Source organism: Streptomyces sp. NPDC004732, assembly GCF_040609235.1.
GTDB lineage: Bacteria > Actinomycetota > Actinomycetes > Streptomycetales > Streptomycetaceae > Streptomyces.
Genome location: NZ_JBEXJR010000003.1, coordinates 393,990 through 419,497 on the forward strand (window position 1 = coordinate 393,990; position 25,508 = coordinate 419,497).

The following is a 25,508-nucleotide window of genomic DNA, read 5'->3' on the forward strand; positions in this document are numbered from 1 at the left end:
TTTCGCCGTGTGAGGAGGACTTGAGTCCCCCGCCCCGGAGCTGCGCGGGGCCCGGTCGACCACCCTCACGGCCTGTGAAATCCATGAGATCATCACACTGGCATTTCACATGGCGGGAGAGCGGCATGGCGAAGGCGGACCGGGCGGACGAGCGCGAGGCGCGGCGCGGCCGCATCCGCGAGGCGGTGGTCGCGAACGGCTTCGTGCGCGCGGCCGACCTCGCCGACGAGTTCGGCGTCAGCCTGATGACGATCCACCGCGACCTGGATTTCCTGCAGTCGCAGGGGTGGCTGCGCAAGGTGCGCGGCGGGGCGACGGGGCTGCCGTCCGCGCAGTTCCACGGCAGTGTCGCCGAGCGCATGTCGACCATGGCGCAGACGAAGCAGCAGCTGGCGCGCGCGGCCGCGCGGGAGCTGGTGCCGGGGCAGACGGTGCTGCTCGACGACAGCACGACCTGTCTGCACCTGACGCGGCTGCTCACCGAGCGCACGCCGCTGACGGTCATCACCAACTCGCTGCCCGCGATCACTGCGCTCGCCAAGGAGCCCGGTGTCTCGCTGATCGCGCTCGGCGGCAGCTATTTCCCGGCGTACGACGCCTTCATGGGCCTGCACACCGCGGACAGCGTGGAGGCGTTCCGCGCGGACGTCCTCTTCATGTCGACGACGGCCGTGACGCGCGGCCGCTGCTATCACACATCACCAGAGACGGTGCAGGTCAAGCGGGCGATGATGGCGGCGGCCACGCGCCGGGTGCTGCTCGCCGACCACACCAAGTTCACCCGCGACGGCCTCTACGCGCTGGCGCCGCTCGCGGACTTCGACCTGCTGGTGGTGGACGACGGTCTCGCGCAGGACGAGGTGCGCGAGATCCGTCGGGGCGGCACTGACGTGCGGGTGGTGCCGCGGGGCTGAGGCCTCAGCGGGGAACCTCAGGAGCCAGGCCCGCCAGTTCGTCCCAGTGCACCGTCCGGTCGCACCACCGCTCCAGGAGTACGCGGTCGTGGCCGACGGCGAGGAGTCCTGCGCCGCGCTCGGCCCGGTACTCCTCTACGACCTGCACGAGCGCCGCCGTCGTCGAGGCGTCGAGCATCGCCGTCATCTCGTCGCAGATCAGCCAGCGGGGGCGGAGCACCAGGGCGCGGGCCAGGCAGGCCCGTTGCAGCTGGCCGTCGCTGACCTCGTGCGGGCGGCGGCCCAGGAGGTCCGCGCCGAGGCCGACCCGGGCGGCCAGCTCAGGGACCGTGGCGGCCGCTTCGGCGCCGCGCCCGACGGCCCGCAGCGGTTCCGCGATCAGCGCGGTGAGGGTCAGGCGGGGGTCCGCGGAGAGCCGTGGCTGCTGGAAGACGACGCCGAAGGCGGTGCGCAGTTCGCGGGGCGCCCGGTGCCGCCAGCCGCGTGCGGTCTCGCCGTCGATGACGACGTGCCCCGCGTCGGGCCGGTGCAGGAGCGCGGCGACCCGCGCCAGGGTGGACTTGCCGCAGCCGCTGGGGCCGAGCAGCCCCACGGACTCGCCGGGCGCGAGGGTGAGGCCGACGTCCTTGACGACGGGGGCGCGGCGGTCGTACCCGGCGGTGATGGAGCGCAGTTCAAGCACGGGGCGCCTCCAGCACGTCCGCGTGGGGGTGGTGGCAGGCCGTGCCGTCGGTGAGCGCGGGCAGCGCGCCGCACGCCTCGTCCGCACGGTCGCAGCGTGCTGCGAACGCACACCCCGCGGGAAGCGCGGACAGTTCGGGCGGCATGCCGGGGACCGGTGTGAAGGCGCGCTCCGGAAGGGCGTTCAGGAGCCCGCGGGCATAGGGGTGCCGGGGTCCCGGCGTGCCGAAGAAGGCGTCCGCGTCGGTGAGTTCGACGATGCGGCTCGCGTACATCACGGCGACCCGGTCGGCGATGCGTTCGGCGGCGGCGAGGTCGTGGGTGATCAGGAGCAGCGCGCGGTCCTCGCCGACGTGCCTGCGCAGCTCGTCGACGGTGCGGTCCACCAGGTCCCGGTCGAGGCCGGTGGTGGGCTCGTCGGCGAGGAGCAGCGGCGCGTCGCCGATCAGGGCGAGCGCGGTGGCGGCGCGCTGGGCGAGGCCGCCGGACAGCTCGTGGGGGTAGCGGTCGAGGTGTCCCATGGGGAACGCGGCACGCTCGGCGGCCGCTTCGGCCGCGGCCCTGAGCTGCGGCTTCCGTACGCCCGCCAGCTCGCGCAGGGTCTCCTCCAGCTGGGAGCGGACGGTGCGGACCGGCGTCAGATGGGCGGCGGGGCTCTGCGGTACGAGGCCGACGCGGCGCCCTCGTACGGTGCGGGCCAGCGTGCGCTCGTCGGCGGTGAGCAGGTCGACGCGGCCCGTGCCTCCGGCGTCGCCGATCAGCGCGGATCCGGCGGTCTCCGCGTTCTGCGGGAGCAGCCCGAGCAGCGCGGAGGCGAGCACGGACTTGCCGCAGCCGCTCTCGCCGACCAGGGCGAGGCACTCCCCCGCCGCGAGGTCGAAGGTGGCGTCGGTGACGGCGGACACGTGGGTGCCGCCGCGCATGCGGAACCGTACGGAGAGTCCGTTGACGGAGAGGACGGGGACCGTCACAGCATGAGCTCCGATCGGCGCCGGGGATTGATCCGTTCCCGCCAGGCGCCCGCGAGGCCCGCGATCGCCAGAGTGGGCACGATGATGAACAGGCCGGGGAACAGCGTGGGCCACCAGTCGCCCGCGAGGAGGGAGCCGCGCGCGCTCTGCACGAGCGTGCCGAGGCTGGCCTGGTGGGAGGGGAGTCCGAGGCCGAGGAAGGACAGCGCGGACTCGTGCCAGATGGCGTGCGGCACCATCAGGACGGCGGCGAGTCCGGCCTGCGGCAGGACGCCGGGCAGCAGGTGCCGCACCGCGACGCGCGTCCGCGAGGCACCGCAGGAGATCGCCGCGTCGACGTAGGGCCGTGAGCGCAGCGAGAGGACCTCGGCGCGCACGATGCGGGCGGTGGACAGCCAGTGCGTGAGCGCCACGGAGACGACGACCGGCCAGACACCGGGCCGGAACATCGCGACGATGAAGATGCCGAGCAGCAGGTGCGGCACGGAGGCGAAGACGTCCACGAGGCGCATCACGAGCCGGTCCACCCAGCCGCCCGACGCGGCGGCGAGAGCGCCCACCGCCGTGCCGATGACGGTGGCGACGACGGCCGCGACGACACCCACCAACAACGAGACCCGCAGCCCGTACACACAGCGCAGCAGCAGGTCGCGGCCGACGTCGTCGGTGCCGAAGGGGTGGGCGAGCGACGGCGGCTGGAGCTTCGCCGCCAGGTCGACGGCCTGCTCGTCGAGGTGGACGAGGGGCGGTACGAGGAGGACGGCGAGGACGACCGCGGCGACGAGCACCGCGGAGGTGCGCACCCGCCACGCGCGCGTGGAGCGGCGCAGGCCGCCCCGCCCGCGCCACACGATGTCAGCCATCTCAGCCATCTCGGCCTTCTCAGCCATCGAATCCCACCCTCGGGTCGGCGAGGCCGTACAGGAGGTCGGCCACGAGGTTGCCGAGCAGCACCGCGACCGTGGCGAGCGCGGTCAGCGCGGCGAGCAGCGGGAAGTCCACGGAGGTGGCGGCCTGCACGGTGGCCGCGGCGATGCCCGGCCAGCTGAAGACGGTCTCCACCAGGAGCGCTCCGGTGATCAGTTCGGGCACGCGCGAGCCGATGAGCGTCAGGACGGGCAGCATGCCGGAGCGCAGCGCGTGGCCGAGGAGCACGGTCCGCTCGGCGAGGCCACGCGCGCGTGCCCCGCGCACGGGGTCGTCGCCCAGGGCGTCGCCGACCCCCTGACGCACGTACAGCACGAACCAGGGCAGCTGGGAGACGGCGAGCACACCGGCGGGCAGCACCAGGTGGCTCGCGACCTGTCCGGCCGTCACGGTCGAGCTGGCCGTGTCGGTGAGTCCGCCGGAGGGCAGCACGCCGAGCTTCAGCGCGAAGAACCAGACGGCGAGGAGGCCGAGCCAGAACGGCGGCGCGGCTTCGAGGGTGTACGCGAGGGACGTGACGGCACGGTCGAGCCAGCCGCCGGGCCTGCGGGCGGCGAGCACGCCGAGCGCGGTGCCGAGGAGGATGGCGACGACGAACGCGGTCGCGGCGAGCAGCACGGACCAGCCGATGCGTTCGCCGATGGCGTCCGCGACAGGCTGCCTGAGCGTGCTGGAGTCCCCGAAGTCGCCGGAGAGCGCCGAGGTCAGCCAGTCCCACCAGCGGGCGGTCAGCGGCCGGTCGACGCCGAGGTTGGCGCGCAGCTGGTCGAGGTTCTCCTGCGAGGCGGTGAGTCCGGCCGTGCCCGCGTACGCCTTGACGGGGTCGAAGGGCGACGCGGCGGCGATGGCGAAGACCCCGAAGGTGACGAGCAGCAGCACGGGTACGGCGAACAGCGCCCGCCGGGCCACGAGCCGGGCCATCGGCCCCCAGGGGAGGCGACGGCGCGTCGCCTCCCCCGGGGCCTTGGATATCGCAGACGTCACTTCTTCGGCTGCCAGTCCTCGACGTTCCACCAGGGACCGGAGGCCAGGCCGTGGTCGTGCGGCTCGACCTGGGTGCTCAGGTCGCCGAACTTCTTGTCGACCACGTAGAGGTGGTCGATGTGCGTGAGGAACGTGTAGCCCGGGTTCTTCACGAGCTCGCGCTGGATCGTGTCGTAGGCGGCCTGGCGCTCGGCGTGGTCGCCGCTCTTGCGTGCGTCCTCCAGGGCCTTGTCGACCTTGGAGTTGTCGTAGTGCGCCATGTTGTTGAAGCCGTCACCGGCGAGGGAGGACTTCAGGAGCGTGTACTGGTCGAAGTCCGGGTCGGCCGGGGAGCCGCCGCCCGCGAGGACCGCGTCCTTGGGCATGCGGGGCTCGATGACCTCCCACGTGCCGGACTGCACCTCCACCTTGACGCCGATCTTCTTGGCGTCGGAGGCGTAGGCGAGGGCGTGGTCCTGGCGGAGCTTGTCGCCGGAGAGGTACCAGAGCGGGAACTTCGCCTGGACGCCGTCCTTCTCGCGGATGCCGTCCTTGCCCTGCTTCCACCCGGCGTCGTCGAGGATCTTCTTCGCCTTGGCGGCGTCGAACTTGCGCTCGGTGCCCTTGGTGAACCACGGGCTGTCGGTCGGGACGGGCCCGTAGGCCTCCTTGCCCTCGCCGTACAGGATCGAGTCGACCATGGCCTTGCGGTTCACGCCGACGTCGAGGGCGCGCCGGATGTCGGTGTCACCGGCGACCTTGTTGCCGGTGGGCAGGGTCACGACGCGGTAGTCGAAGGTCTTGGCGGCATAGGTGTTCTTGCCGCTGTCGCTCTTGTACTTCTTGGCGAGGTTGGGCGGCAGGATCGCGCCGTCGAGCTCACCGGCGTCGAGCCGGGTGGCGCGGATGTCGTCGTCCTTGATGATCGCCATGGTGAAGTTCTTGACCTTCGGCGCGCCGCCCCAGTAGCCGGGGTTGGCCTTGAAGGTCAGCTTCTCGCCCTTGGACCACTTGACCAGCTCGTACGGTCCCGTGCCGACCGGCTTGGTGGTGAAGGTGCCGGTGTTCACGTCCTGCTTGCCCGCGACGTGCTCGGGCGCGATGGGCAGGACGGTGCGCTCGGCGAACGGCGCGTAGGGGTACTTGAGGTGGAAGACGACGGTGTCCTCACCCTTCGCCTCGACGCTCTTGACGGCGTCCAGCTCGGTCTTGGACGCGTTGTTGGTCTTCTTGTCGAGGATCGTCTCGTACGTGAAGACGACGTCCTTGGCCGAGAAGGGCTTGCCGTCGCTGAACTTGACGCCCTTGCGGAGCTTGTACGTGTAGGTCTTGCCGTCGTCGGCGACCTTGGGCAGCTCGGCCGCGAGCGCGGGCTTGAGCTTCATGTCGGCGTCGTGCGTGAGCAGCCCGTCGAATATCTTCGAGTTGCCGTCCTTGCCGTAGCCGAGGAGCGGGCTGAGGGTCTCGGGCTCGTACGCGATGCCGACGACCGCGGAGTCCTTCGCGCCGCTGTCGCCGTCGCCCGGCGCCGAGCAGGCGGAGGCGGCGACAGCTGTCGCGGCCGCCATCGCCACCGCGCCTGCGCCCCGTATCGATCGGGCCCTCATACTCCACACCCCTATTGAAGATCAGTTGTTATTGCGAACAGGTCGCAATTATGCCGTACGTAATGGTGGCGTAAAACGCGCAGCCCACACCTGGTAGGTGTGGGCTGCAGGAAAATACCGGGGTGGGGTGTCGGGCCGGGGTCAGGGGGCCTGGAGGTCGACCAGCCCTGCCAGCGCCTCGCGGTGCCGGCCCGCCGTGCCGTAGGCGATCGAGTCCGCCTTGGCGCGCTTCAGATAGAGGTGGACGGGGTGCTCCCAGGTCATGCCGATGCCGCCGTGCAGCTGCAGTGCCTCCTCGGCGGCGTGCACCGTCACGGAGGCGGCGTAGGCCTGGGCGAGGGCTGCTGCCACGTCCACGTCGGCGCTGTCCGTCGCGAGGGCGTCGGCCGCGTTGCGCGCCGCGGCGCGGGTGTTCACGACCTCCAGCCACAGCTGCGCGAGCCGGTGCTTGAGCGCCTGGAAGGACCCCACGGGCCGGTTGAACTGGTGCCGCTCCTTGGTGTACCGGACGGTCTCCGTCAGGCACCACTCGGCGACACCGAGCTGCTCCGACGCCAGCAGTGCGGCACCGGCCCGCAGGCCCCGCCGTACCGCCGCGTCGGCGTCCCGCGTGAGCTCGCGCGCGGCGGCCGCGTCGAAGGTCACCGTGGCGAGCGGCCGGGTGAGGTCGAGAGAGGTCTGCGGGGTGACGGTGACGCCGTCCTGCGCCGTGTGGACCGCGAACAGCCCGCCGTCGGCGGGGACGAGCAGCACATCGGCGCCTGCCGCGTCCGCGATGCCGGTCAACTCGCCGTGCAGCGCGCCCGCTTCATGGCGTACGCCCTGGAAGGGAGCTCCGGGGGCAACGGCGAGACCCACCGCGAGCGCCCCCACCGTGCGCCCGGCGGCGAGCGCGCTCAGCAACTCGGACGCCTCGCCTCCCCCACAGCCCAGCAGCGTCTCCGTGGCGACGACGGCGCTGGTGAGATAGGGCACGGGCGCGACCGAGCGGCCCAACTCCTCCAGGACGACGGCCGCTTCACGGTGCGTGGCACCCTGCCCGCCCAGGTCCTCGGGCACGAGGAGCCCGGCGAGACCCATGCCTTCGGTGAGCGCCTTCCACAGTTCGCGGTCGTGCGGCCCGTCGGTCCCGGGGGATTCGGCGCGGGCGAGGACGGTGGCGGCATCGCACCGGTCGGCGAGCAGGCCCCGCACGGCCGAGCGCAGCGCCTCTTCCTCTTCGAAGTAGAGCAGGTCACTCATCGCGCGAGGTCCTTCCAGGCGACGTCCTTGTCGGTGCGCGGCTCGGCGGGCAGGCCGAGGACGCGCTCGGCGACGATGTTCAGCAGGACCTCACTGGTCCCGCCCTCGATGCTGTTGCCCTTGGACCGCAGATAGCGGTAGCCCGCGTCACGGCCCACGAAGTCGACAAGCTCGGGCCTGCGCATCGTCCAGTCGTCGTACAACAGGCCCTCCTCGCCGAGGAGTTCCACCTCCAGGCCACTGATCTCCTGGTTGAGGCGGGCGAAGCCGAGCTTCATGCCGGAGCCCTCGGGGCCCGGTTGTCCCGCGACGAGCTGCTGGCGCAGCCGCTCCCCGGTGAGCCGGGCCACCTCCGCCTCGACCCAGAGCTTCAGCAGGCGCTGGTGGAGGTCGTGGGTGCGCAGGCCGGGGCGGTCGCGCCAGGCCGCGGCGACCGGGCCGATCATGCCGCCCTCGCGCGGGATGCGCATGCCGCCGATGGAGACGCGCTCGTTCATGAGCGTGGTCTGGGCGACCTTCCAGCCGTCGCCGACCTCGCCGAGACGGTGCGCGTCGGGGATGCGCACATCGGTCAGGAACACCTCGTTGAACTCGGCCTCGCCGGTGATCTGGCGCAGCGGCCGCACCTCGACGCCGGGGTCGGTCATGTCGCACACGAAGTACGTGATGCCCCGGTGCTTGGGCGCGTCCGGGTCGGTGCGGGCGATGAGGATGGCCCAGCGCGCGTTGTGGGCGCTGGACGTCCACACCTTCTGGCCGTTCACCACCCAGTCGCCGCTCTCGCCGTCGCGGACGGCGCGCGTGCCGAGCGCCGCGAGGTCGGAGCCCGCGCCCGGCTCGCTGAAGAGCTGGCACCACACCTCGTCGCCGGTCCACAGCGGGCGCAGGAAGCGGCGCTTCTGCTCCTCGGTGCCGAAGCCGAGGACGGTGGGCGCCGCCATGCCGAGGCCGATGCCGATGCGGCGCGGGTCGTTGTCCGGCGCGCCCGCGGCCTCGAGCTCGGCGTCCACGACGGCCTGCAGGGAGCGCGGCGCGCCCAGGCCGCCGAGGCCCTCGGGGTAGTGCACCCAGGCGAGACCGGCGTCGAAGCGGGCCTGGAGGAAGGCTCCGCGGTCCGCCGTGGCGGGCGGGTGCTCGGCGAGCAACGCGCGGGTGCGGGTGCGCAGTTCGTCGGCGTCGGTCATGCGGCACCTCCGTGCGGCAGGACGACCACGCGGCCGGTCGTGACACCGTCGGCGACGCGCTGCACGGCGGAAGCGGCACCGGCCAGCGGCACGCGCTCGCTCACCAGCGGCTTGATGGCGCCCTTGGCGGCGAGCTCGGTCAGCTCCTCGTGGCAGCGCAGGATGGAGCGCGGGTCCTTGGTCTTGTAGAGACCCCAGTGCAGACCCATGATCGTGTAGTTCTTCACGAGCGCGTGGTTGAGCGCGGGGGTGGGGATGACGCCACTGGCGAAGCCGATGACGATGATCCGGCCCTCGAAGGCCACGCACTTCGCGGACTTGGCGTACGCGTCACCGCCCACGGAGTCGTAGATCACGTCGGCACCGCGTCCGCCGGTCGCCTCCTTGACGGCGCCGATCACGTCGTCCGAGCGCCGGTCGAGGACCAGGTCGCAGCCGAGCTCGCGCGCGACCCGCACCTTGTCCTCGCCACCGACGACGCCGATGACCTTGGCGCCCGCCGCCTTGCCGAGCTGCACCGCGGCGCTGCCCACCCCACCGGCGGCCGCGTGCACCAGGAGCGTCTCGCCCGCCTGGAGGTGCGCGCGGCGGTGCAGGGCGAACCAGCCGGTCTGATAGCCGATGTGGAGCGCGGCGGCCTCCGCGTCGTCGAGCGCTTCGGGCGCGGGCAGCAGCCCGGCGGTGTCCGCGACGGCGTACTCGGCGAGACCTCCGTGCGGCAGCACGGAGTTGGCGATCACGCGCCGCCCGTCCGCCGTCTCGCCGCAGATCTCCACGCCAGGCGTGAACGGCAGCGGGGGCCTCACCTGGTACTGCCCGCGGCAGAGCAGCGCGTCCGGGAAGTTGATGTTCGCGGCACGGACCTTCAGCAGCACCTGCCCCTCGTCGAGCTCGGGGCGCGCCACCTCCGCGAGGCGCATCACCTCGCCCGGCTCGCCGTTCTCGTGCACTTGCCATGCCTGCATGCGGGGCCTCCACGGGGCTGTCGTAGACCGTGCTCACCCGCATACTAAGCGGTCGCTTGCCCCTAAGGGAACAGTCCCGGGAGCTTCCCGGGAGCCGTCAGCCCCCATCACCCCTGCGGGTGGGCCGCGCCCGCACATGCATGCGCTCCCCCTGCGGCCCGAAGAGGCTGATGAACTCCGCGCCGCCCTCACTCGTGGTCCCGAACCAGTGCGGAACCCGGGTGTCGAACTCCGCGGCCTCCCCCGGGCCGAGCACCACGTCGTGGTCGCCGAGGATCAGGCGCAGCCTGCCGGAGAGCACGTACAGCCACTCGTACCCCTCGTGCGTCTGCGGGTCGGGGGCGGGCGACGTGCGGGCGGGCTCGACGACCTTGTACGCCTGGAGGCCGCCGGGCTGGCGGGTGAGCGGCAGCATGGTGCGCCCGTGCCGGACGATGGGCTTGGCCCGGACCCGCGGATCGCCCACCGGTGGAGCGCCGACCAGCTCGTCCAGGGGGACCTGGTGGGCGCGGGCGATCGGCAGGAGCAGCTCCAGGCTGGGCTTGCGGTGCCCGGACTCCAGGCGGGACAGGGTGCTGACCGAGATGCCGGTCGCCGCGGAGAGGCCCGCCAGGGTGGCGCCGCGCTCCTTGCGGATGCGGCGCAGCCGGGGCCCGACCTCGGTGAGGACCTGATCCATCTCCTCCGGCTCCGCGCCGCCGCCTTCTCTTCCGGCCGTCTCTTCGCTCATTCCTCCATCATGCCAGTTGTTGCGGTATCGGCAAAGGAGCTTGTCGATACCGCATCGTCGGGGGCATGGTGCGAGTGGAGGTGATCCCCCATGAGCGGGAGCGCGAACGAGAGGCGGAACGTGATGAGCAACGGGACGGGCAACGAGATGGCGTACGACGTGGTGGTCGTCGGCGGAGGCACGGCGGGGCTGAGCGCGGCGCTCGTGCTCGGCCGCTCACGCCGACGGGTCCTCGTCGTCGACGCGGGCGAGCCGCGCAACGCGCCCGCCGCACACATGCAGGGCTATCTGTCGCGGGACGGCATGCCGCCCGCCGAGTTCCTCGCCGAGGGACGGCGGGAGCTGGAGCGGTACGGGGTGGAGGTCGTACGCGACCGCGTGTCGGCCGTGACGCCGGACGGTGCCGGGGAGTTCGGGGTCACGCTGGCGGACGGCGGGGAGGTGCACGCGCGCCGGATCGTCATGGCGACGGGCCTCGTGGACGAGCTCCCCGCCGTGCCGGGCCTCGCCGAGCGCTGGGGCCATGACGTGCTGCACTGCCCGTACTGCCACGGCTGGGAGGTGCGGGACGAGCCCTTCGGTGTGCTCGCGAGTGAGCCCTTCAACAGTCACCAGGCGCTGCTCGTCACCCAGTGGTCGAAGGACGTGACCCTGTTCCTGCACACCGTGCGGGACCTGCCGGACGCGGAGTGGGAGCGCCTGGCGGCCGCCGGGGTCCAGGTCGTGGAGGGCGAGGTCGCGGGTCTGTCGGTCGAGGACGACCGGCTGGCGGGCGTACGGCTCGCCGACGGCCGGATCTTCCCCCGCTCGGTGCTGTTCGTCGCCGCGAAGATGGTGCCCCGCGACGGTCTCCTGACCGGGCTCGGCGCCGAGTTCAGGGACACCCCGGTCGGGGCGTACCCGAAGGTGGACGAGACGGGCCGCACCAGCGTCCCGGGCGTCTGGGCCGTGGGCAACGCGGCGAGCCCCATGGAGCAGGTGATCAACGCGGCGAGCATGGGCTACCGGGCCGGTTCGATGATCAACGCCGAGCTCGTCATGGCGGACATCGAGGCGGAGGTGGCCCGGCGCCGGGCCGGGGTGTTCACGCCCTTGGCAGAGGCCGAGGTGGCACGCGTGGCGGCGGGCCCCCGCACCCACGAACTCGTTGCGGACTAGGGCCTGTCCGTATTCAGCAGGATCCACTGGTCGTCCGGCGCGTCCACGGGGGCCTGAGCGGGGACCGGGCGCGACTCCTCGCGCCAGTCGGAGCCCACGGCCGCCGTGGCGACCCCGCGCCAGAACCGGGCGGCCCCCGCGTTGGCGGGCTGGAACGCGATCCCCCAGGCGCCGGGCCGGGAGCGCAGCAACTGCAGGGCGGCCTGGTGGCCGACGCCGCGTCTGCGCAGCGCCCGTACGACGAAGAAGGCGGAGATCGAGGTCGCACCCTCGGGCATCGGGCGGGTCAGCACGAAGCCGACGGGCGCCGAACCGTGCTGGATCAGCAGGGCCGTCCGCCCCGGCTCGTCGAAGAACAGCGGCAGCTTGCTGAACGCGTACGTCCCGTCGGCCGCCGGAAGGTGACCGAGGAACTCCGACATGTCGTGGCGGTACAGCTGCGCCAACCGCTCCACCACGGGACGCTGTTCGGGGCCGACGGGGAGCAGGGCGGTCCGTGCGGGTTCTGCTGTGCGTACCATCCGGGGATTCTCGCACCGCCCGTCAACCATCCGCCGGTCAGGGCGCGTTCGTGAAGGAGCGGCGGTACGAGCGCGGCGGCACCCCACGGCGGCGCACGAACTGTTCGCGCAGGACGGCCGCGCTCCCGTAGCCGACGCGGCGGGCGATCTCCTCGACCGGCAGGTCCGTGGTCTCCAGGAGTTCCTCCGCGCCGCTCAGCCGCAGGCTCCGCAGCCAGGCGTGCGGCGTGGTGCCGGTCGCGGCGGCGAAGCGGCGGGCGAAGGAGCGTTTGCTCATCATGGCGCGCCGGGCCAGTTCCGCGACGGGCAGCCGCTCGTGGAGGTTCTCGCGGGCCCAGGCGAGCACGTCGGAAAGACGGTCGTCGTGGCAGTCCTCGGGCACGGGGGCGGCCAGGTACTGCGCCTGCCCGCCGTCGCGGTGCGAGGGCAGCACGACGTCCCGGGCGACGGCGTTGGCCAGCGCGGCACCGTGTTCTCGCCGCAGCAGATGCAGACAGAGGTCGAAGCCCGCCGCGGCGCCCGCGCCCGTGATGACGCGCCCTTCGTCGATGTAGAGGGCGTCGGGTTCGACGGTGACGTCCGGGTGGCGGTCGGCGAGCAGTTCGGCGAACCGCCAGTGGGTGGTGGCCCGCCTGCCGTCGAGCAGTCCGGCGGCGGCGAGCGCGAAGGCGCCCACGCAGTGGGCCGCGACGAGGGCGCCGCGCTCGTGCGCCGCCGACAGCGCGTCGAGCACGGCGGGGGCGGGCGGCGTGCGGAAGTCGGCCCAGGGCAGGGCGATCACCAGATCGGCGCGGGCCAGCCGGTCCAGGCCGTGGGTGATGGTGATCGGCACTCCGACGTCGGTGGGGACCGGCCCCGGCCGGTCGGTGCACAGGGCGAAGTCGAAGCCGGGCACCGCGTCGCCGTGCGGCCCGAAGACCTCGGTGACGATGCCGACGGCGAGCATGCCGACCCCCGGCGGGGTGTAGGCGGCGACTGTCGAGAAGGGAGGCACGCGTGTCATGGAGGGAGGCACGCGCGCAGTGTGGCACGGGTGGCAGCAATCCTGCGATCAGCGGCAGTCGTGCCACTCGTGGGCGGTCCGCCCGCCCGGAAGGATTACGGCCATGACGAACGCACCGCTCGGCCGCAGCGCCGCATACACGATTCTGACCACCGGTTACGTCGGCTCCACCGGCCCCGGAGTCGCCGCCACCGTCTCCTACGTCGCCGACGGCGACCGGCACGTGATCTTCGACCCGGGCATGGTGGCGAGCCGCGACCGCATCCTCGCGCCGCTCGCGGAGTTGGGGCTCGGCCCCGACGACATCACCGATGTGGTGCTCAGCCACCACCACCCGGACAACACCATGAACGTGGGCCTGTTCGGGCAGGCCACGGTGCACGACCACAAGGTGGAGTACCGCGGCAACCAGTGGCGGAACCGGGATGCGGAAGGGCACGAACTGACCCCGTCGCTGCGGCTGATCCGGACCCCGGGCCACAGCACGGAGGACATCACCCTGCTCGCGGGCACGGACTCGGGCGTCGTCGCCTTCGCCGGTGACCTGTGGTGGCACGCGAACGGCCCCGCGGACGACCCGGTGGCCCCCGACCGCGCGGTGCTGCGCGACTCCCGGCTCCGGGTGATAGCAGCAGCAGACCTGATCGTCCCTGGCCACGGCGCCCCCTTCAGGCCGGACGCGACCACTCCGCGCTGAAGCCCCGGCGGCCCGGCCCGGCACCCCTGCCGCTCCCTAGCCCAACCAGGTCACATCTGCGCCCAACCCTCCCCCCGTCGGTGCGTCCCCATGACCGGCGCGCGCCGCTCGGACGATGTTGGTGCCGGTGTGCGTGCCGGTGGCGGTTCCGGCACCTGACAGGGAGTCGGAGCGAGGGAGCCCACGATGCCGGAACTGTTCGTCGACGGGCAGTGGACAGGGGCCGTCGAAGGCGCGCGGCGGGATGTGGTCAATCCGTTCGACGCGTCCGTCGTGCAACAGGTCGACGATGCCTCAGCGGCGGACGTCGACCTCGCCGTGCGGGCCGCCCGGCGCGCCTTCGACCGCGGCGACTGGTCGGCGGCGCCCACCCGGGAGCGGGCCGACGTGCTGCTGAGGGTGGCACGGTTCCTGCTGCGGGACCAGGAGGACATCGCCCACGTCGAATCGCTCGACACGGGCAAGACGCTCGCCGAGGCGCGGATCGACGTCGAGGACGTCTCGAACGCGTTCCGCTACTTCGCCGAGATCGCCGACAAGGACGGCGGCCGGGTCGTGGACGTCGGCCCCGACGTGCTCAGCCGGGTCACCTACCACCCCATCGGGGTCTGCGCGCTCATCGCCCCCTGGAACTACCCGCTCCTGCAAGCTTCCTGGAAGGTCGCCCCCGCCCTGGCCGCGGGCAACACCTTCGTGCTCAAGCCCAGTGAGGTCACTCCGCTCTCCACCCTCCACATGATCCGGCTGATCGCCGAGGCGGGCGCTCCTGCCGGGGTCGCGAACCTGGTGCTCGGCCCCGGCAGCACCGTGGGCGCGGCGATGTCCTCGCACCCCGACGTGGACCTGGTCTCCTTCACCGGCGGTCTGGCCACCGGGCGGCGGATCATGGAGGCGTGCGCGCCGGGCGTGAAGAACCTCGCCCTGGAGCTCGGCGGCAAGAACCCCAACGTGGTGTTCGCCGACTGCGACTTCGACGCGGCCGTCGACCATGCCCTGGAAGCATCGTTCCTGCACTCGGGGCAGGTCTGCTCGGCGGGTTCCCGGCTCCTCGTGGAGGACTCCCTGCACGACCGGTTTGTGGAGCGGCTCGCCGCCCGCGCCGGAGCCATCCGCCTCGGCAACGGTCTCGACCCGGAGACCGAGAGCGGACCGCTGAGCTCGGCGGAGCACCGGGAGAAGGTCGAGGGCTATCTGGAGGTCGCCCGGCAGGAGGGCGCCCGCCTGGTGTGCGGCGGCCGCCGGCCGGACGATCCCGAGCTGTCGCGCGGCTTCTTCCTGCTGCCGACGGTCTACGCGGACTGCGACCGCTCCATGCGAATCGTGCAGGAGGAGGTCTTCGGCCCGGTCGTCACGGTGGAGCGCTTCCGCTCCGAGGACGAGGCCGTGGAGCTGGCCAACGACACGCACTACGGCCTGGCGGGCGGCATCTGGACGAACGACGCGAGCCGCGCCCAGCGGGTCGCCGCACGGCTGCGGCACGGCACGGTCTGGATCAACGACTTCCACCCCTATGTGCCGCAGGCGGAGTGGGGCGGCTTCGGCCTCTCCGGTTTCGGCAGGGAACTCGGGCCGACCGGGCTGCGCGAGTACCAGGAGGCCAAGCACATCTACCAGAACCTCAGGCCGGGACCCTCCGGCTGGTTCAAGGGCTGAACGGACAGAACTCGGCAGGCGAGGCAGGGCGCGACGGAAGGCGGCGGCATGGCCGACGAGACGACGACTTACGACTACCTGATCATCGGCGGCGGTACGGCGGGGTCCGTACTGGCCGCCCGGCTGAGCGAGGACCCGGCGTGCCGGGTCTGTGTGGTGGAGGGCGGGCCCAGCGACGTCGGCGACGACCGGATCCTGAAGCTCCGCAACTGGATCAATCTGCTCGGCTCCGAGTTCGACTACGGCTACACCACCGAGGAACAGCCGCGCGGCAACTCCCACATCCTGCACTCCCGGGCCCGCGTGCTCGGCGGCTGCTCCTCGCACAACACGCTGATCAGCTTCCTGCCGTTCCCGCAGGACCTCGACGAGTGGGTGGCGAGCGGCTGCGAGGGCTGGGGTCCCGAGACGATCCTGCCGTACCGGTCACGGCTGCAGAACACGATCGTTCCCGTCGGCGCCGCCGACCGAAACGCCATCGCCGAGGACTTCGTCACGGCGGCGACCACCCGGCTCGGCGTCCCGGTCGTCGAGGACTTCAACGCCCGCCCCTTCACCGACGGCGCCGGATTCTTCTCCCTCGCCTACGACCCGGCGACCAACAACCGCTCCTCCGCGTCGGTCGCGTATCTGCACCCCGTCATGGACCGCCCCAACCTGACGCTCCGTCTGGAGACCTGGGCGTACCGGCTGCTGCCCGACGACGAGGGCCGCTTCACCCGCGTACAGGTCCGCAACCCCGACGGCTCGGTGTCGACGCTGGAGGCCGAGGCGGAGGTCCTGCTGTGCGCCGGGGCCATCGACACGCCCCGGCTCCTCATGCTCTCCGGGATCGGGCCCGCCGACCAGCTGCGCGACCTGGGCATCGAGGTCCGGGCGGATCTGCCGGGGATCGGGGAGAACCTCCTCGACCACCCGGAGTCGGTGATGGTGTGGGAGACGAGCGGGCCGCTGCCGCCCAACTCTGCGATGGACTCCGACGCCGGTCTCTTCCTGCGCCGCGACGCGGCGGGCGGCCCGCGCCCCGACCTGATGTTCCACTTCTACCAAGTGCCGTTCACCGTCAACACGGAACGCCTCGGCTATCCCGTCCCCGAGCACGGGGTCTGCATGACCCCGAACGTGCCGCGGGCGCGGTCCGTCGGCCGCATGTGGCTGCGCAGCGCCGACCCGTCCGTCAAACCGGCCCTGGACTTCCGCTACTTCACCGATCCGGAAGGCCACGACGAGCGCACCATCGTCGACGGCCTGCGCATCGCCCGTGAGGTCGCCGCCACCGCCCCGCTCAGCGACTGGCTGCTGCGCGAGGTCGCCCCGGGTCCTGACGTGCAGTCGGACGCGGATCTCTCGGAGTACGGGCGCCGCGCCGCCCACACCGTCTACCACCCGGCGGGAACCTGCCGGATGGGCGCCGAGGACGATCCGATGGCCGTGGTCGATCCGCAGCTGCGGCTGCGCGGGCACGACGGTCTGCGCATCGTGGACGCGTCCATCTTCCCGACCATGCCGACCATCAACCCGATGGTCACGGTGCTGCTCGCCGCCGAACGCGCGGCCGACCTCATCATGGCCAGGCCCGCCCCCGGGGCCGCGGATGCGCAAGGGGTAGACCAGTGACCACTCCCGGCACACCGGACAGCACCGCCGACGCGGTCCCCGGGGAAGAGAAGTCGGAGTTCCGCAAGGAGATGGGACCGTGGGCGAACTTCGCCCTCGGGTTCACCTATCTCTCCCCCGTGGTGAGCACGTACACCCTCTTCGGCACCGCCCTCGCCGACGGCGGGCCCCCGATGATCTGGGCGTTCGTCATGGCGGGGTGCGGGCAGTTCCTCGTCGCGCTGGTCTTCGGCGAGGTCGTCGCGCAGTACCCGGTCGCGGGCGGCGTCTATCCGTGGGCGCGGCGCCTGTGGGGCAAGCGCTGGGCGTGGATGACCGGCTGGATCTACATGTGGGCGCTGCTCGTCACCATCACCAGCGTCGCGTACGGCGCGGGGCCCTACATCGCGATCCTGCTCGGTTTCCGCCCCACCGTGCACACCACCGTGCTGTGCACGATCGCGCTGATCATCATCTCCGTGCTCATCAACTACGCGGGCACGAAGGCACTTTCGATGGCGGCGCTGATCGGCTTCAGCGCGGAGCTGCTCGGCGCGCTGGTCGTCGGCATCATCCTGCTGACCACGCACCGCTTCCACGGCCTCGGCGTCCTCTTCGACGACTTCGGCGCGTCCGGTGACGGCTCCTATCTGCCCGTCTTCCTCGGCGCCGCGATCATCGGCTTCTACCAGTACTACGGGTTCGAGGCCTGTGGGGACGTCGCCGAAGAGGTCAAGCACCCCGGCAAGGTCATCCCCAAGGCGATGCGCCGCACCATCTACGTCGGCGGGGCGGCGGCGACGTTCACCTGTCTGACGCTGCTCCTCGCGGTCGTCGACTACCGGGACGTGATTTCAGGGAAGGACAGCGACCCGGTGGTCAGGGTCCTCTTCGACGCCCTCGGCGAGGCGGGCGCACGGACGGTGATGGCCGTCGTGCTCATCTCCTTCCTGTCCTGCACGATCAGTCTGCAGGCCGCAGCCGGGCGGCTGATCTACTCCTACGCCCGCGACGAGATGATCATCGGGCACCGGCTGCTGCGGCAGTTCTCGTCGGCGCGCGCCGTCCCGCCGTACGCGCTGCTCGTCTCGGCGGTCCTGCCCGCGCTGATCGCCGTCGGTTCGCTCATCTCCGAGGACGCCCTGACGAAGATCGTGTCCTTCGCGATCCTCGGCATCTACGCCTCGTTCCAGATGGTCGTCCTGGCCGCGCTGCGGGCCCGCCTCAAGGGGTGGAAGCCGAGCGGCGAGTACAAGCTCGGCCGTTGGGGGCTGCTGGTCAACCTCGGGGCGCTCGCGTACGGGATCTTCGCCATCGTCAACATCGCCTGGCCCCGCACTCCCGAAGTCCCCTGGTACGACAACTGGATCGTGCTGCTGAGCGGCGGCGTCGTGGTGGGCGTGGGCCTGGTGTACATGTTCACGACGCACCACTACGGACGCGGCGACGCACCCTCGGGGAACGCGGTGCCCGAGGAGGCGGACACCGCGTGACTCCGTGGGCGGGCGGGCGCGCGGCTAGGTGAGGTCGGCGAGGAGCGCGTCGAGCGCCTTGGTGAGGGATGCGGCGTTGGGCGCGTCGAACCACGTGGTGCGGATGCGTTCGTTGCTCCCGCCGGGTGTCTCGTGGTCGCCCGCGAGCTGTGCGGGCGACCGTGTCCCGTCGCCGAGCGCCCGCCCGACGGCCTGGAAGAGGCTGCGTACATAACGGTCCGCTTCCTCGGCGGGGATGCCCTGCCGGGCGGCCCAGTCGGTGAGCGTCGCCAGGTACGCGTAGTGGGCGCTCAGCGTCCCCGTCAGGGTGGAGAAGACGCCGAAGGACGCCTCGTCCGCGACGGGGAGCGAGCCGCCGAGTCCGTCGAAGAAGGCGTCGACCACCGGGTGGGCCGGGTACGTCACGGTGACGCACCGGCGCTCCCGCACGGCGGGCAGCGGGATGGCACGCACCACAGGGGCAGTGGTGCCGAGCATGTCGCGCAGCTCGCCGATGCCGACCCCGGCCATGACGCTGAGCACGACCTTGTCGCCGCCGACCCGCAGCCCGTCGAGGGCCTCGGCGCGGTCCTGCGGGCGGACGGCGAGGATCACCAGCTCGGAGCGGTCCGCGACCTCCTGGTTGTCCGCGCACACCCGCACGTTCGGATGGTGCTCGGACAGCTCGGCGGCCGTGCGGGCTCCTCGTGGCGAGAGGTGGATCTCCGGTGGCTCCTGCGTTCCGTCGCACAAGCCGTCCACCATGGCCCGGCCGATCTCGCCCACGCCTATGATCCCGATGCGGTTCACCACTGTTCGCCCCTGTCGTGTCGGCAGCTGTGCCCGAAGCATCTCGTGTCGTCCCGTGCCGACGCGCACGGGGCATGGAGGTTTCGTCCCGCACGGGGTATCGATGCGCGCATGACGAACCACGACACGGAGAACGGGGCACTCCCCGGGCTGCCCGCGCCGCCCCCGCTGGGCGCCACCGCACTGCCACCGGGCACGTACGACGGCACGGTCGTCCTCGTCACGGGTGGCGGCACGGGTCTCGGCAAGGCCGTCGCCGCCGAGTTCGCGCGGCTCGGCGCCGACCTGGTGATCGCGAGCCGCAAGGAGGACCGTCTCGGGGCGGCGCGGGACGAACTGGCAGCGTTGGGCGGGCGTGTGACCGCGGCGGTCTGCGACATCCGGGACGCCGAGCGCGTCGCCGAGGTCTTCGACGCGGCGCAGGAGGCGTACGGACTGCCCGGGGTCCTGGTGAACAACGCGGCTGCCAACTTCCCCGTGCCCGCCGAGGACATGTCCCCCAACGCCTGGCGCTCGGTCGTGGACATCACGCTGACCGGCACGTTCCTGATGACGCGCGAGTTCGGCCGCCGCCACCTGGCCGCGGGCACCCCCGGCTCGGTCATCGACATCGGCGCCTCGTACGCCTGGACGGGCGGCCCCGGCTTCGCGCACAGCGCGGCGGCGAAGGCGGGGGTGAAAAGCCTGGTGGAGACCCTCGCGGTGGAGTGGGGGCCGTACGGCATCCAGGTCAACGGTCTGGTGCCGGGGCTGATGCCGCACGACGACATGACCGCCGACATCCGCGGCAACCTGGACCCGGCCCGGGACAAGGACTCCCGCCAGCCTGCCCTCCGCGTCGGCCTGCCCCGCGAACTGGGCTGGGCCGCCACGTTCCTGGCCTCCCCGTACGCCCGCTTCATCACGGGGCACACGCTGGTCGTCGACGGCGCGAACTGGCAGCGCAGGGGGCTGGTGAGCCCGCCGGTGGTGACGGTGCGGGAGCAGATGGGGAGAGCGGCGTTCGACGGCCGCTCCACCGCGGACCAGCACCCCGCCTCCGACCGGCGTCCCGGCTCCGAGGAGCGCCCTACTTCCCCTCGAACACCGCCGCCCGGCCCGCCGCCTTCGCCCCGTACCCCTCCCGGGAGTCCTCCGAGGTGAGCGTGATCGCCGCGTTCATGGCGACGCGGTCGAGCGCCTCCGCCATCCCCGAGTCCGCGTACGCGTCGATGCCGCGCTTGATGCCCTGCACCGCGAGCGGCCCGTTCGCCGCGATCTCGGCCGCCAGGGCCCGGGAAACCTTGCCCAGCTCCGCCACCGGCACCACCTGTTGGAGGAGGCGGAGGCGCTCCGCCGTGGGCGCGTCGATCCGGCGGCCGGTGAGCGCGAGCAGCTTGGCCCAGCCCGCACCGGCCTCGCGCGCGATGCGCAGATCACCGCCCGCGTCCACGGCGACGCCGAGCTGCGCCTCGGGCAGCGCGAAGACCGCGTCGTCCGCCGCGATCCGTACGTCCGCCATGAGCGCCAGTTCGAAGCCGAAGCCCAGGCAGTACCCCTGCACGGCCGCGACGACCGGCTGCGGGAGCCGCGCGAAGGCGCCGAAGCGCTCATGGGCCCAGCGCAACCCCTCGTAGTAGCCCCTGGTGCGCTCGGCGCCGGAGCGGCCCGTGATCGCGCCACCCGGCGCCGTGATGTCGATGCCCGCGCAGAAGGCCCGGCCCTCGGCGCGCAGCAGCACCGCCCTGATGGAGTCGTCGAAGCGGATCCGGTCGGCGAACAGGCCCAGCTGCCGGGTGGCTTCCCAGCTCCATGCGTTGAGCTTGCGCGGGCGGCAGAGGGTGAGGATGCCGAGGCCGTCCTCGACATCGAGGCGCAGCCGCTCCTCACCCTCCGGGATGTCCGTGCCGATGGTGTCGATCATCCTCGGGCCAGCCTTCCTGATGGACCGTCAGGTCCAGCAGGTTACGGGCATTGGCTCACCGGCTGAAGACCTCGAACGCCACCGCCGGCTTGCCGCCGAAGCGCGACGCCAGCGATTGCGCGTTGCCCGTCAGGAACGTACGGCAGTACTTCTCGGGGTCCTCGTCCGTCAACGCCTCGATGTACGTGCGGTGTTCGAGGAGCGAGGCCACCGAGCGCTCCAGGCCCGCCGAGGCGTCCGCGGCATGGGTGGGCGTCGACGAACCGGCGACGGCGACCCACCGCACGCCGTTCCAGGGCTCCAGGCCCTGCTCCTCGATCAGCTCCGGGAAGATCCAGCGATTGCCCGCGTCCGCCGCGGCGTCCAGCGTGGCACGGCCGACGGCCACGTGGTCGGGCGTGTTCCAGGCGACGCCGCCCCATGTGTCGCGGTGGTTGAGCGTGATGACCAGCTCGGGGCGGTGTCTGCGGATCGCGGCGGCGATGTCGCGGCGCAGCGCCGTGCCGTACTCGACGACGCCGTCCTTGTGGTCGAGGAACTCCACGGCCTCGACGCCGACGACGGCCGCGCTCGCGCGCTGCTCCTGCTCGCGCAGCGGCCCGCAGGTGGCGGGGTCGATCGTGTCTATGCCTGCCTCGCCCCGGGTGGCCAGGAGGTACGTGACCTCACGGCCGCCGTCCGTCCAGCCCGCGATGGCCGCCGCGCATCCGTACTCCAGGTCGTCCGGGTGGGCGACGACGGCGAGTGCGCGCCGCCAGTCCTCGGGCATGGGTGTGAGCTGGTCGGCGGGGGCGGCTGAACTCTGCTGCTCGGTCATGATTCTCAGCCTATCGCCGGGGTCCGACAATGAGTTGGCCCCGGCGGCGGGCTGCCGAAGTGGGGCGCGGAGCCCTCAGGCCTCGCCGCGTGTCAGCGCGAGCAGCCGGTCGAGCACCCGCGGTCCGCCCACGCGCAGCCCGTCGTGCTCGAACTCGTCGGTGACCCAGGTGCGCAGGCCCCGGATGGCGCGGGCGGTGCGCAGGGAGTGCTCCGTGTCGACGTACATGTCGTCGTGGTAGACCGCCGCGGCCACCGGCACCTCGTTCGCGGCGAGGCGCTCGGTGTCGTACAGGCGCGGCCAGTCGGTGCGCTCGGCGAGGAGGTCGGCAGTGTCGCGCAGGGGGCGCAGCGCGGGATCGCTGTCGAACATCCAGCGCTGCACGGCCTCCCCAGTGAACAGCAGCGGCGCGTCGCCCGCCAGGGTCTTCTCCGCGTCGAACTGCGGGAACTCGGTGCGCATCCGCTCTGCCGACCAGGCGATGGGCCGCTCGCCCTGGCCGTAGATCGCCTCGTGCAGGACGGCGAAGAGCGGGTTGCCCGCGTAGGAGAGGGCGGCCTGCACGTTCTCCTGGAAGGCGTCGGAGAGCGCGGGCCCTGCCGGGGTCCGCACGAAGGCGTCCTCAAGGAGGTAGTGCAGGCGGTGACTGCCGTCGCCCGTGCCGAGGAGCATCCCGAGGGACTGGAAGGCCTGGGCGGTCAGCTTGTAGCCGCCGTTCAGGACGGGCTCGTGCTCGGCGAGGTGGGCGGCGATGCGGCGGGCCCGCTCGACGTCCTGCGGGTAGCGGGCGTAGTGCGCGGCGGTCTTGCGCTCCATGCGCGGGTAGGCCGCGCGGTACACGTCGTCGGCGTGGCCGTCGAGCGTGGGCAGGCCGCCGGTGATCAGCGCGGTGGCGAGCCCCTCGGGCGCCGCGGACAGGTAGTGCGTGGCGCAGAAGCCGCCGAAGCTCTGGCCGAGGACGGTCCAGGGGGCGCCGCCGGTCACCTCGGGGCGGATCGCCTCGCAGTCGCGGATGATGGAGTCGGCGCGGAAGTGGGCGAGGTAGTCGGCCTGTTCGCGGGGGCCGCCGCGCAGCGGGAGCGTCTGGCGGTTGGCGGGCGTGGAGCTTCCGGTGCCGCGCTGGTCGACGAGGAGGACCCGGAAGTCCTGGAGGGCGCGGTCGAGCCAGGACTCGGAGCCGTTGAAGCGGGTCGCCCCGAAGCCCGGGCCGCCCTGCAGATAGACCAGCCAGGGCCGGTCCGCGCCCCCTCGGGAGGCCGAGACCGCTTCCCGCGCGAAGACCTCGATCCGTTCCCCCGCCGGGTCGTCGTGGTCGAGCGGCACGCTGAAGCGGCGGTCGGCGAGGACGACTCCGGGCTGGCGGTACGAGAGGGTCACAGCGGCTCCTGGCGAGGTGGCGGGCGGGTGTCTTCGTGGGCCCAGTCCAGCACACGCGCCGCGTCGGGGGTCTGTGGGGGCTGTCGCCGCTCAGCGCGGGGGCAGGCTGGAGCGGCGCACCACGAGTTCGGGCACGAGCACCACGCGCCGGTGCTCGTGCGCCCCTGCGGGCCGCTCGTCCGTCTCCTCCAGGAGGAGCTCCGCCGCCATCGCGCCCATGGTGACAGCGGGCTGGCGCACGGAGGTGAGCGGTACGACGGCGGCGGCCGCGAACTCGATGTCGTCGTAGCCGACGATCGCGATGTCCTCGGGGACGCGCACCCCCGCCGCGTACATCGCCTGCAGCACGCCGAGTGCGAGCAGGTCGTTGGCGCAGAAGACGGCGGTGGGCCGCTCGGCGAGGCCCAGGATGCGGGCTCCCGCGTCGCGTCCCGCGGCCACGTCGAGGCGTTCGGTGGGCAGCTCCCGCAGCGCCGACGTGCCGAGGCCCGCCTCGGCCAGCGCCTGGCGGGCGCCCTCGCGGCGGTCCCTGACCTGGTTGAGCTCGGGCGGGCCGCTGACGTACGCGATGCTGCGGTGCCCCGCGTCCGCCAGATGGCGGGCGGCGAGGGCCCCGCCCATCACGTCGTCCACCGAGACGGAGCACTCGGTGGCGCCCTCGGCGACCCGGTCGACGAGGACGAAGGGGATGCCGTGCCTGCGGAACGTCTCGATGTTCCGGCCGGTCGCGTCCGCGGGGGTCAGCAGGACGCCCTGCACCCGCTGCTCGGCGAAGAGAGCGAGGTATTCGGCCTCTTCGGAGGGGCTCTGTCCGCTGTTGCACACCATGACGCGGAGCCCGGCCTCGCGCGCGGCCCTCTCCGCGCCGCGCGCGACGTCCACGAAGAAGGGGTTTCCCATGTCGAGGACGAGCAGCGCCATGATGCGGCTGCGCCCCGCCCGCAGCTGCCGGGCCGATTCGCTGCGTACGTAGCCGAGCCGGTCGATGACCGAGAGCACCCGGTGGCGGGTCTCTTCGGAGACCATGTCCGGGCGGTTGATCACGTTCGACACGGTGCCCACCGAAACCCCGGCGTGCTTCGCCACGTCCTTGATGCCGACCATGCGTTCCAGGTGCTCCATCCTGCTGTTCGGCCGCTCCCGGCCGTACGGACCAGCGTACTGAGACTTCAGAACCGGTACTGGCCGATGTTCTTCTTGTCGAAGACGGTGGGCTTCCCGAGGTCGACGACGCCGTCGGCGCCGATCGTGAAGGTGCCGAGATCGCCCGCCTCGAACTTCTCGCCCTCCCTGCCGGTGATCTGTCCGGAGGACAGGGCGACGGCGGTGTGCGCCGCGAGCGCGCCGAGCTTGGCGGGGTCCCAGAGTTCGAACCCCTCGACCGTGCCGTTCTTCACGTACTGGCGCATGTCGTTGGGTGTGCCCAGACCGGTGAGCGTGACCTTGCCCTTGTACTTGGAGCCCGACAGGTACTGGGCGGCCGCCTTGATGCCGACGGTGGTCGGCGAGATGATCCCGGCGAGCTCGGGGTGCTCCTGGAGGAGGCCTTGCGTCTGCTGGAAGGACTGCTGCGCGTCGTCGTTCCCGTAGGCGGTCTTCACCAGCTTCATGTTCTTGTACTTGGGCTTCTTGAGCTCGTCCTTCATGTACCCGATCCAGGTGTTCTGGTTCGCCGCCGTCTGCGCGGCGGACAGGATCGCGATGTCGCCCTTGTAGCCGATCTGTTCGCCGAGCAGCTGCACCTGGCTGCGGCCGAGGGCCTCCGCGCTCGCCTGGGAGACGAAGACGTGGCGGCAGGCGGGCTTGGTGTCGGAGTCGTACGTCACGACCTTGGCGCCGTTCTTCATGGCCTGCTTGAGGGCGGTGCACAGGGCGCCCGGGTCCTGCGCGGAGACGGCCATGGCGTCGACCTGCTGCTGGGTGAGCGTGTTGACGTAGCCGACCTGCCCGCTGGTGTCCGTGGCGCTGTTGGGGCCGGTCTCCTTGTAGGTCGACCCGAGCTCCTTGAGCGCCTTCTCGCCGCCCTTGTCGGCGACGGTGAAGTACGGGTTGTTGACCTGCTTGGGCAGGAAGGCGACGGTGAGGCCCTTCTTGGTCGCGGCGTTCGGGTCGGCCTTCGCGCCCGAGGTCCTGGCGCTGTCGTCCTCCTTGGCCTCCTTGGCCGAGTTCTTGGTGGTGCCCCCGCACGCCCCGGCGGTGAGGGCGAGCGCGGCGGCGGCGAGGGCGGCGCAGACGCGGCGGGCGGCAGGGGTGCGGAGCGCGGGGGACGACGACATGGTGGATCCCTTTCGGAAGGGGGCGTTCGAGGGCTTGGGGC

Annotated in this window: 24 protein-coding genes; 7 read left to right on the forward strand and 17 right to left on the reverse strand. The window is 72.2% G+C overall.

What is annotated here, in order from left to right:
• Window positions 1-125: 125 nt before the first annotated feature.
• Window positions 126-914, forward strand: a complete 789-nt coding sequence (locus ABZV77_RS10840; RefSeq protein WP_356253364.1) for a DeoR/GlpR family DNA-binding transcription regulator — start codon at window positions 126-128, stop codon at window positions 912-914.
• Window positions 915-918: 4 nt separating this feature from the next.
• Here the strand turns inward: ABZV77_RS10840 and ABZV77_RS10845 are convergent, their stop codons facing one another.
• The 9 genes from ABZV77_RS10845 to ABZV77_RS10885 form a co-directional block, all read right to left on the reverse strand.
• A complete protein-coding gene (locus tag ABZV77_RS10845; protein ID WP_356253367.1) occupies window positions 919-1,596 on the reverse strand; it encodes an ATP-binding cassette domain-containing protein in 678 nt (225 codons plus the stop codon).
• Window positions 1,589-2,518: an ABC transporter ATP-binding protein gene (locus tag ABZV77_RS10850; protein WP_356254275.1), complete on the reverse strand. Its 930-nt coding sequence runs from the start codon at window positions 2,516-2,518 to the stop codon at window positions 1,589-1,591. Before ABZV77_RS10850 ends, ABZV77_RS10845 begins: the two co-directional genes overlap by 8 nt.
• 44 nt (window positions 2,519-2,562) lie before the next feature.
• The gene (locus ABZV77_RS10855) at window positions 2,563-3,429 is read right to left on the reverse strand and encodes an ABC transporter permease (RefSeq protein WP_356254278.1); all 867 of its coding nucleotides are present in this window, start codon (window positions 3,427-3,429) and stop codon (window positions 2,563-2,565) included.
• Between the two features lie 19 nt (window positions 3,430-3,448).
• The gene (locus ABZV77_RS10860) at window positions 3,449-4,414 is read right to left on the reverse strand and encodes an ABC transporter permease (RefSeq protein ID WP_356254281.1); all 966 of its coding nucleotides are present in this window, start codon (window positions 4,412-4,414) and stop codon (window positions 3,449-3,451) included.
• Window positions 4,415-4,473: 59 nt separating this feature from the next.
• Window positions 4,474-6,063, reverse strand: coding sequence for an ABC transporter substrate-binding protein (locus ABZV77_RS10865; RefSeq protein ID WP_356253370.1), 1,590 nt, complete (start codon window positions 6,061-6,063; stop codon window positions 4,474-4,476).
• A 141-nt stretch (window positions 6,064-6,204) separates the two neighbouring features.
• Window positions 6,205-7,305, reverse strand: coding sequence for an acyl-CoA dehydrogenase family protein (locus ABZV77_RS10870; RefSeq protein WP_356253373.1), 1,101 nt, complete (start codon window positions 7,303-7,305; stop codon window positions 6,205-6,207).
• Entirely contained in the window at window positions 7,302-8,489 is a 1,188-nt protein-coding gene (locus ABZV77_RS10875; RefSeq protein ID WP_356253375.1) for an acyl-CoA dehydrogenase family protein, read from the reverse strand. The genes ABZV77_RS10870 and ABZV77_RS10875 overlap by 4 nt, the downstream gene beginning before the upstream one ends.
• Window positions 8,486-9,454 (reverse strand): NADPH:quinone oxidoreductase family protein, encoded by a 969-nt coding sequence (locus ABZV77_RS10880; RefSeq protein ID WP_356253376.1) that lies wholly within the window; start codon window positions 9,452-9,454, stop codon window positions 8,486-8,488. Before ABZV77_RS10880 ends, ABZV77_RS10875 begins: the two co-directional genes overlap by 4 nt.
• Window positions 9,455-9,551: 97 nt before the next feature.
• On the reverse strand, window positions 9,552-10,184 hold the full coding sequence (locus tag ABZV77_RS10885; RefSeq protein ID WP_356253379.1) for an XRE family transcriptional regulator: 633 nt from the start codon (window positions 10,182-10,184) through the stop codon (window positions 9,552-9,554).
• 123 nt (window positions 10,185-10,307) lie between these two features.
• Between ABZV77_RS10885 and ABZV77_RS10890 the strand changes: the two genes are divergently transcribed.
• The gene (locus ABZV77_RS10890) at window positions 10,308-11,342 is read left to right on the forward strand and encodes an NAD(P)/FAD-dependent oxidoreductase (RefSeq protein WP_356253382.1); all 1,035 of its coding nucleotides are present in this window, start codon (window positions 10,308-10,310) and stop codon (window positions 11,340-11,342) included.
• Here ABZV77_RS10890 and ABZV77_RS10895 read toward each other — a convergent pair.
• The gene (locus ABZV77_RS10895) at window positions 11,339-11,863 is read right to left on the reverse strand and encodes a GNAT family N-acetyltransferase (protein ID WP_356253385.1); all 525 of its coding nucleotides are present in this window, start codon (window positions 11,861-11,863) and stop codon (window positions 11,339-11,341) included. The two genes, ABZV77_RS10890 and ABZV77_RS10895, sit on opposite strands and share 4 nt — an antisense overlap.
• A gap of 37 nt (window positions 11,864-11,900) precedes the next feature.
• A complete protein-coding gene (locus ABZV77_RS10900; RefSeq protein ID WP_356253388.1) occupies window positions 11,901-12,866 on the reverse strand; it encodes a helix-turn-helix domain-containing protein in 966 nt (321 codons plus the stop codon).
• A gap of 103 nt (window positions 12,867-12,969) precedes the next feature.
• Between ABZV77_RS10900 and ABZV77_RS10905 the strand changes: the two genes are divergently transcribed.
• The 4 genes from ABZV77_RS10905 to ABZV77_RS10920 all read left to right on the forward strand — a co-directional run bounded on the left by ABZV77_RS10905 (window position 12,970) and on the right by ABZV77_RS10920 (window position 18,305).
• Complete coding sequence (locus ABZV77_RS10905) at window positions 12,970-13,563, forward strand: MBL fold metallo-hydrolase (RefSeq protein ID WP_356253391.1); 594 nt, start codon at window positions 12,970-12,972, stop codon at window positions 13,561-13,563.
• A gap of 186 nt (window positions 13,564-13,749) precedes the next feature.
• The gene (locus ABZV77_RS10910) at window positions 13,750-15,216 is read left to right on the forward strand and encodes an aldehyde dehydrogenase family protein (RefSeq protein WP_356253393.1); all 1,467 of its coding nucleotides are present in this window, start codon (window positions 13,750-13,752) and stop codon (window positions 15,214-15,216) included.
• Between the two features lie 48 nt (window positions 15,217-15,264).
• A complete protein-coding gene (locus tag ABZV77_RS10915) occupies window positions 15,265-16,833 on the forward strand; it encodes a GMC oxidoreductase (protein WP_356253396.1) in 1,569 nt (522 codons plus the stop codon).
• Entirely contained in the window at window positions 16,830-18,305 is a 1,476-nt protein-coding gene (locus tag ABZV77_RS10920; RefSeq protein ID WP_356253399.1) for an APC family permease, read from the forward strand. Before ABZV77_RS10915 ends, ABZV77_RS10920 begins: the two co-directional genes overlap by 4 nt.
• Before the next feature lie 24 nt (window positions 18,306-18,329).
• Here ABZV77_RS10920 and ABZV77_RS10925 read toward each other — a convergent pair whose 3' ends face one another.
• Complete coding sequence (locus ABZV77_RS10925) at window positions 18,330-19,094, reverse strand: NAD(P)-binding domain-containing protein (RefSeq protein ID WP_356253402.1); 765 nt, start codon at window positions 19,092-19,094, stop codon at window positions 18,330-18,332.
• A 111-nt stretch (window positions 19,095-19,205) separates the two neighbouring features.
• Here ABZV77_RS10925 and ABZV77_RS10930 point away from each other — a divergent pair, with 111 nt between their 5' ends.
• On the forward strand, window positions 19,206-20,237 hold the full coding sequence (locus ABZV77_RS10930) for an SDR family oxidoreductase (protein WP_356253405.1): 1,032 nt from the start codon (window positions 19,206-19,208) through the stop codon (window positions 20,235-20,237).
• Here ABZV77_RS10930 and ABZV77_RS10935 read toward each other — a convergent pair.
• The 5 genes from ABZV77_RS10935 to rhaS all read right to left on the reverse strand — a co-directional run bounded on the left by ABZV77_RS10935 (window position 20,164) and on the right by rhaS (window position 25,467).
• Window positions 20,164-20,997 (reverse strand): enoyl-CoA hydratase/isomerase family protein, encoded by an 834-nt coding sequence (locus ABZV77_RS10935; RefSeq protein WP_356253407.1) that lies wholly within the window; start codon window positions 20,995-20,997, stop codon window positions 20,164-20,166. The genes ABZV77_RS10930 and ABZV77_RS10935 overlap by 74 nt on opposite strands.
• Window positions 20,998-21,052: 55 nt before the next feature.
• Window positions 21,053-21,814 carry a PIG-L deacetylase family protein gene (locus tag ABZV77_RS10940; protein WP_356253410.1) on the reverse strand — a complete coding sequence of 254 codons (762 nt, stop codon included), beginning with the start codon at window positions 21,812-21,814 and terminating at the stop codon, window positions 21,053-21,055.
• Window positions 21,815-21,889: 75 nt separating this feature from the next.
• Window positions 21,890-23,191, reverse strand: a complete 1,302-nt coding sequence (locus ABZV77_RS10945) for an alpha/beta fold hydrolase (protein ID WP_356253413.1) — start codon at window positions 23,189-23,191, stop codon at window positions 21,890-21,892.
• A gap of 90 nt (window positions 23,192-23,281) precedes the next feature.
• Window positions 23,282-24,304: a LacI family DNA-binding transcriptional regulator gene (locus ABZV77_RS10950; RefSeq protein WP_356254284.1), complete on the reverse strand. Its 1,023-nt coding sequence runs from the start codon at window positions 24,302-24,304 to the stop codon at window positions 23,282-23,284.
• A gap of 56 nt (window positions 24,305-24,360) precedes the next feature.
• Entirely contained in the window at window positions 24,361-25,467 is a 1,107-nt protein-coding gene (gene rhaS, locus ABZV77_RS10955) for a rhamnose ABC transporter substrate-binding protein (RefSeq protein ID WP_356253416.1), read from the reverse strand.
• Window positions 25,468-25,508: the final 41 nt, after the last annotated feature.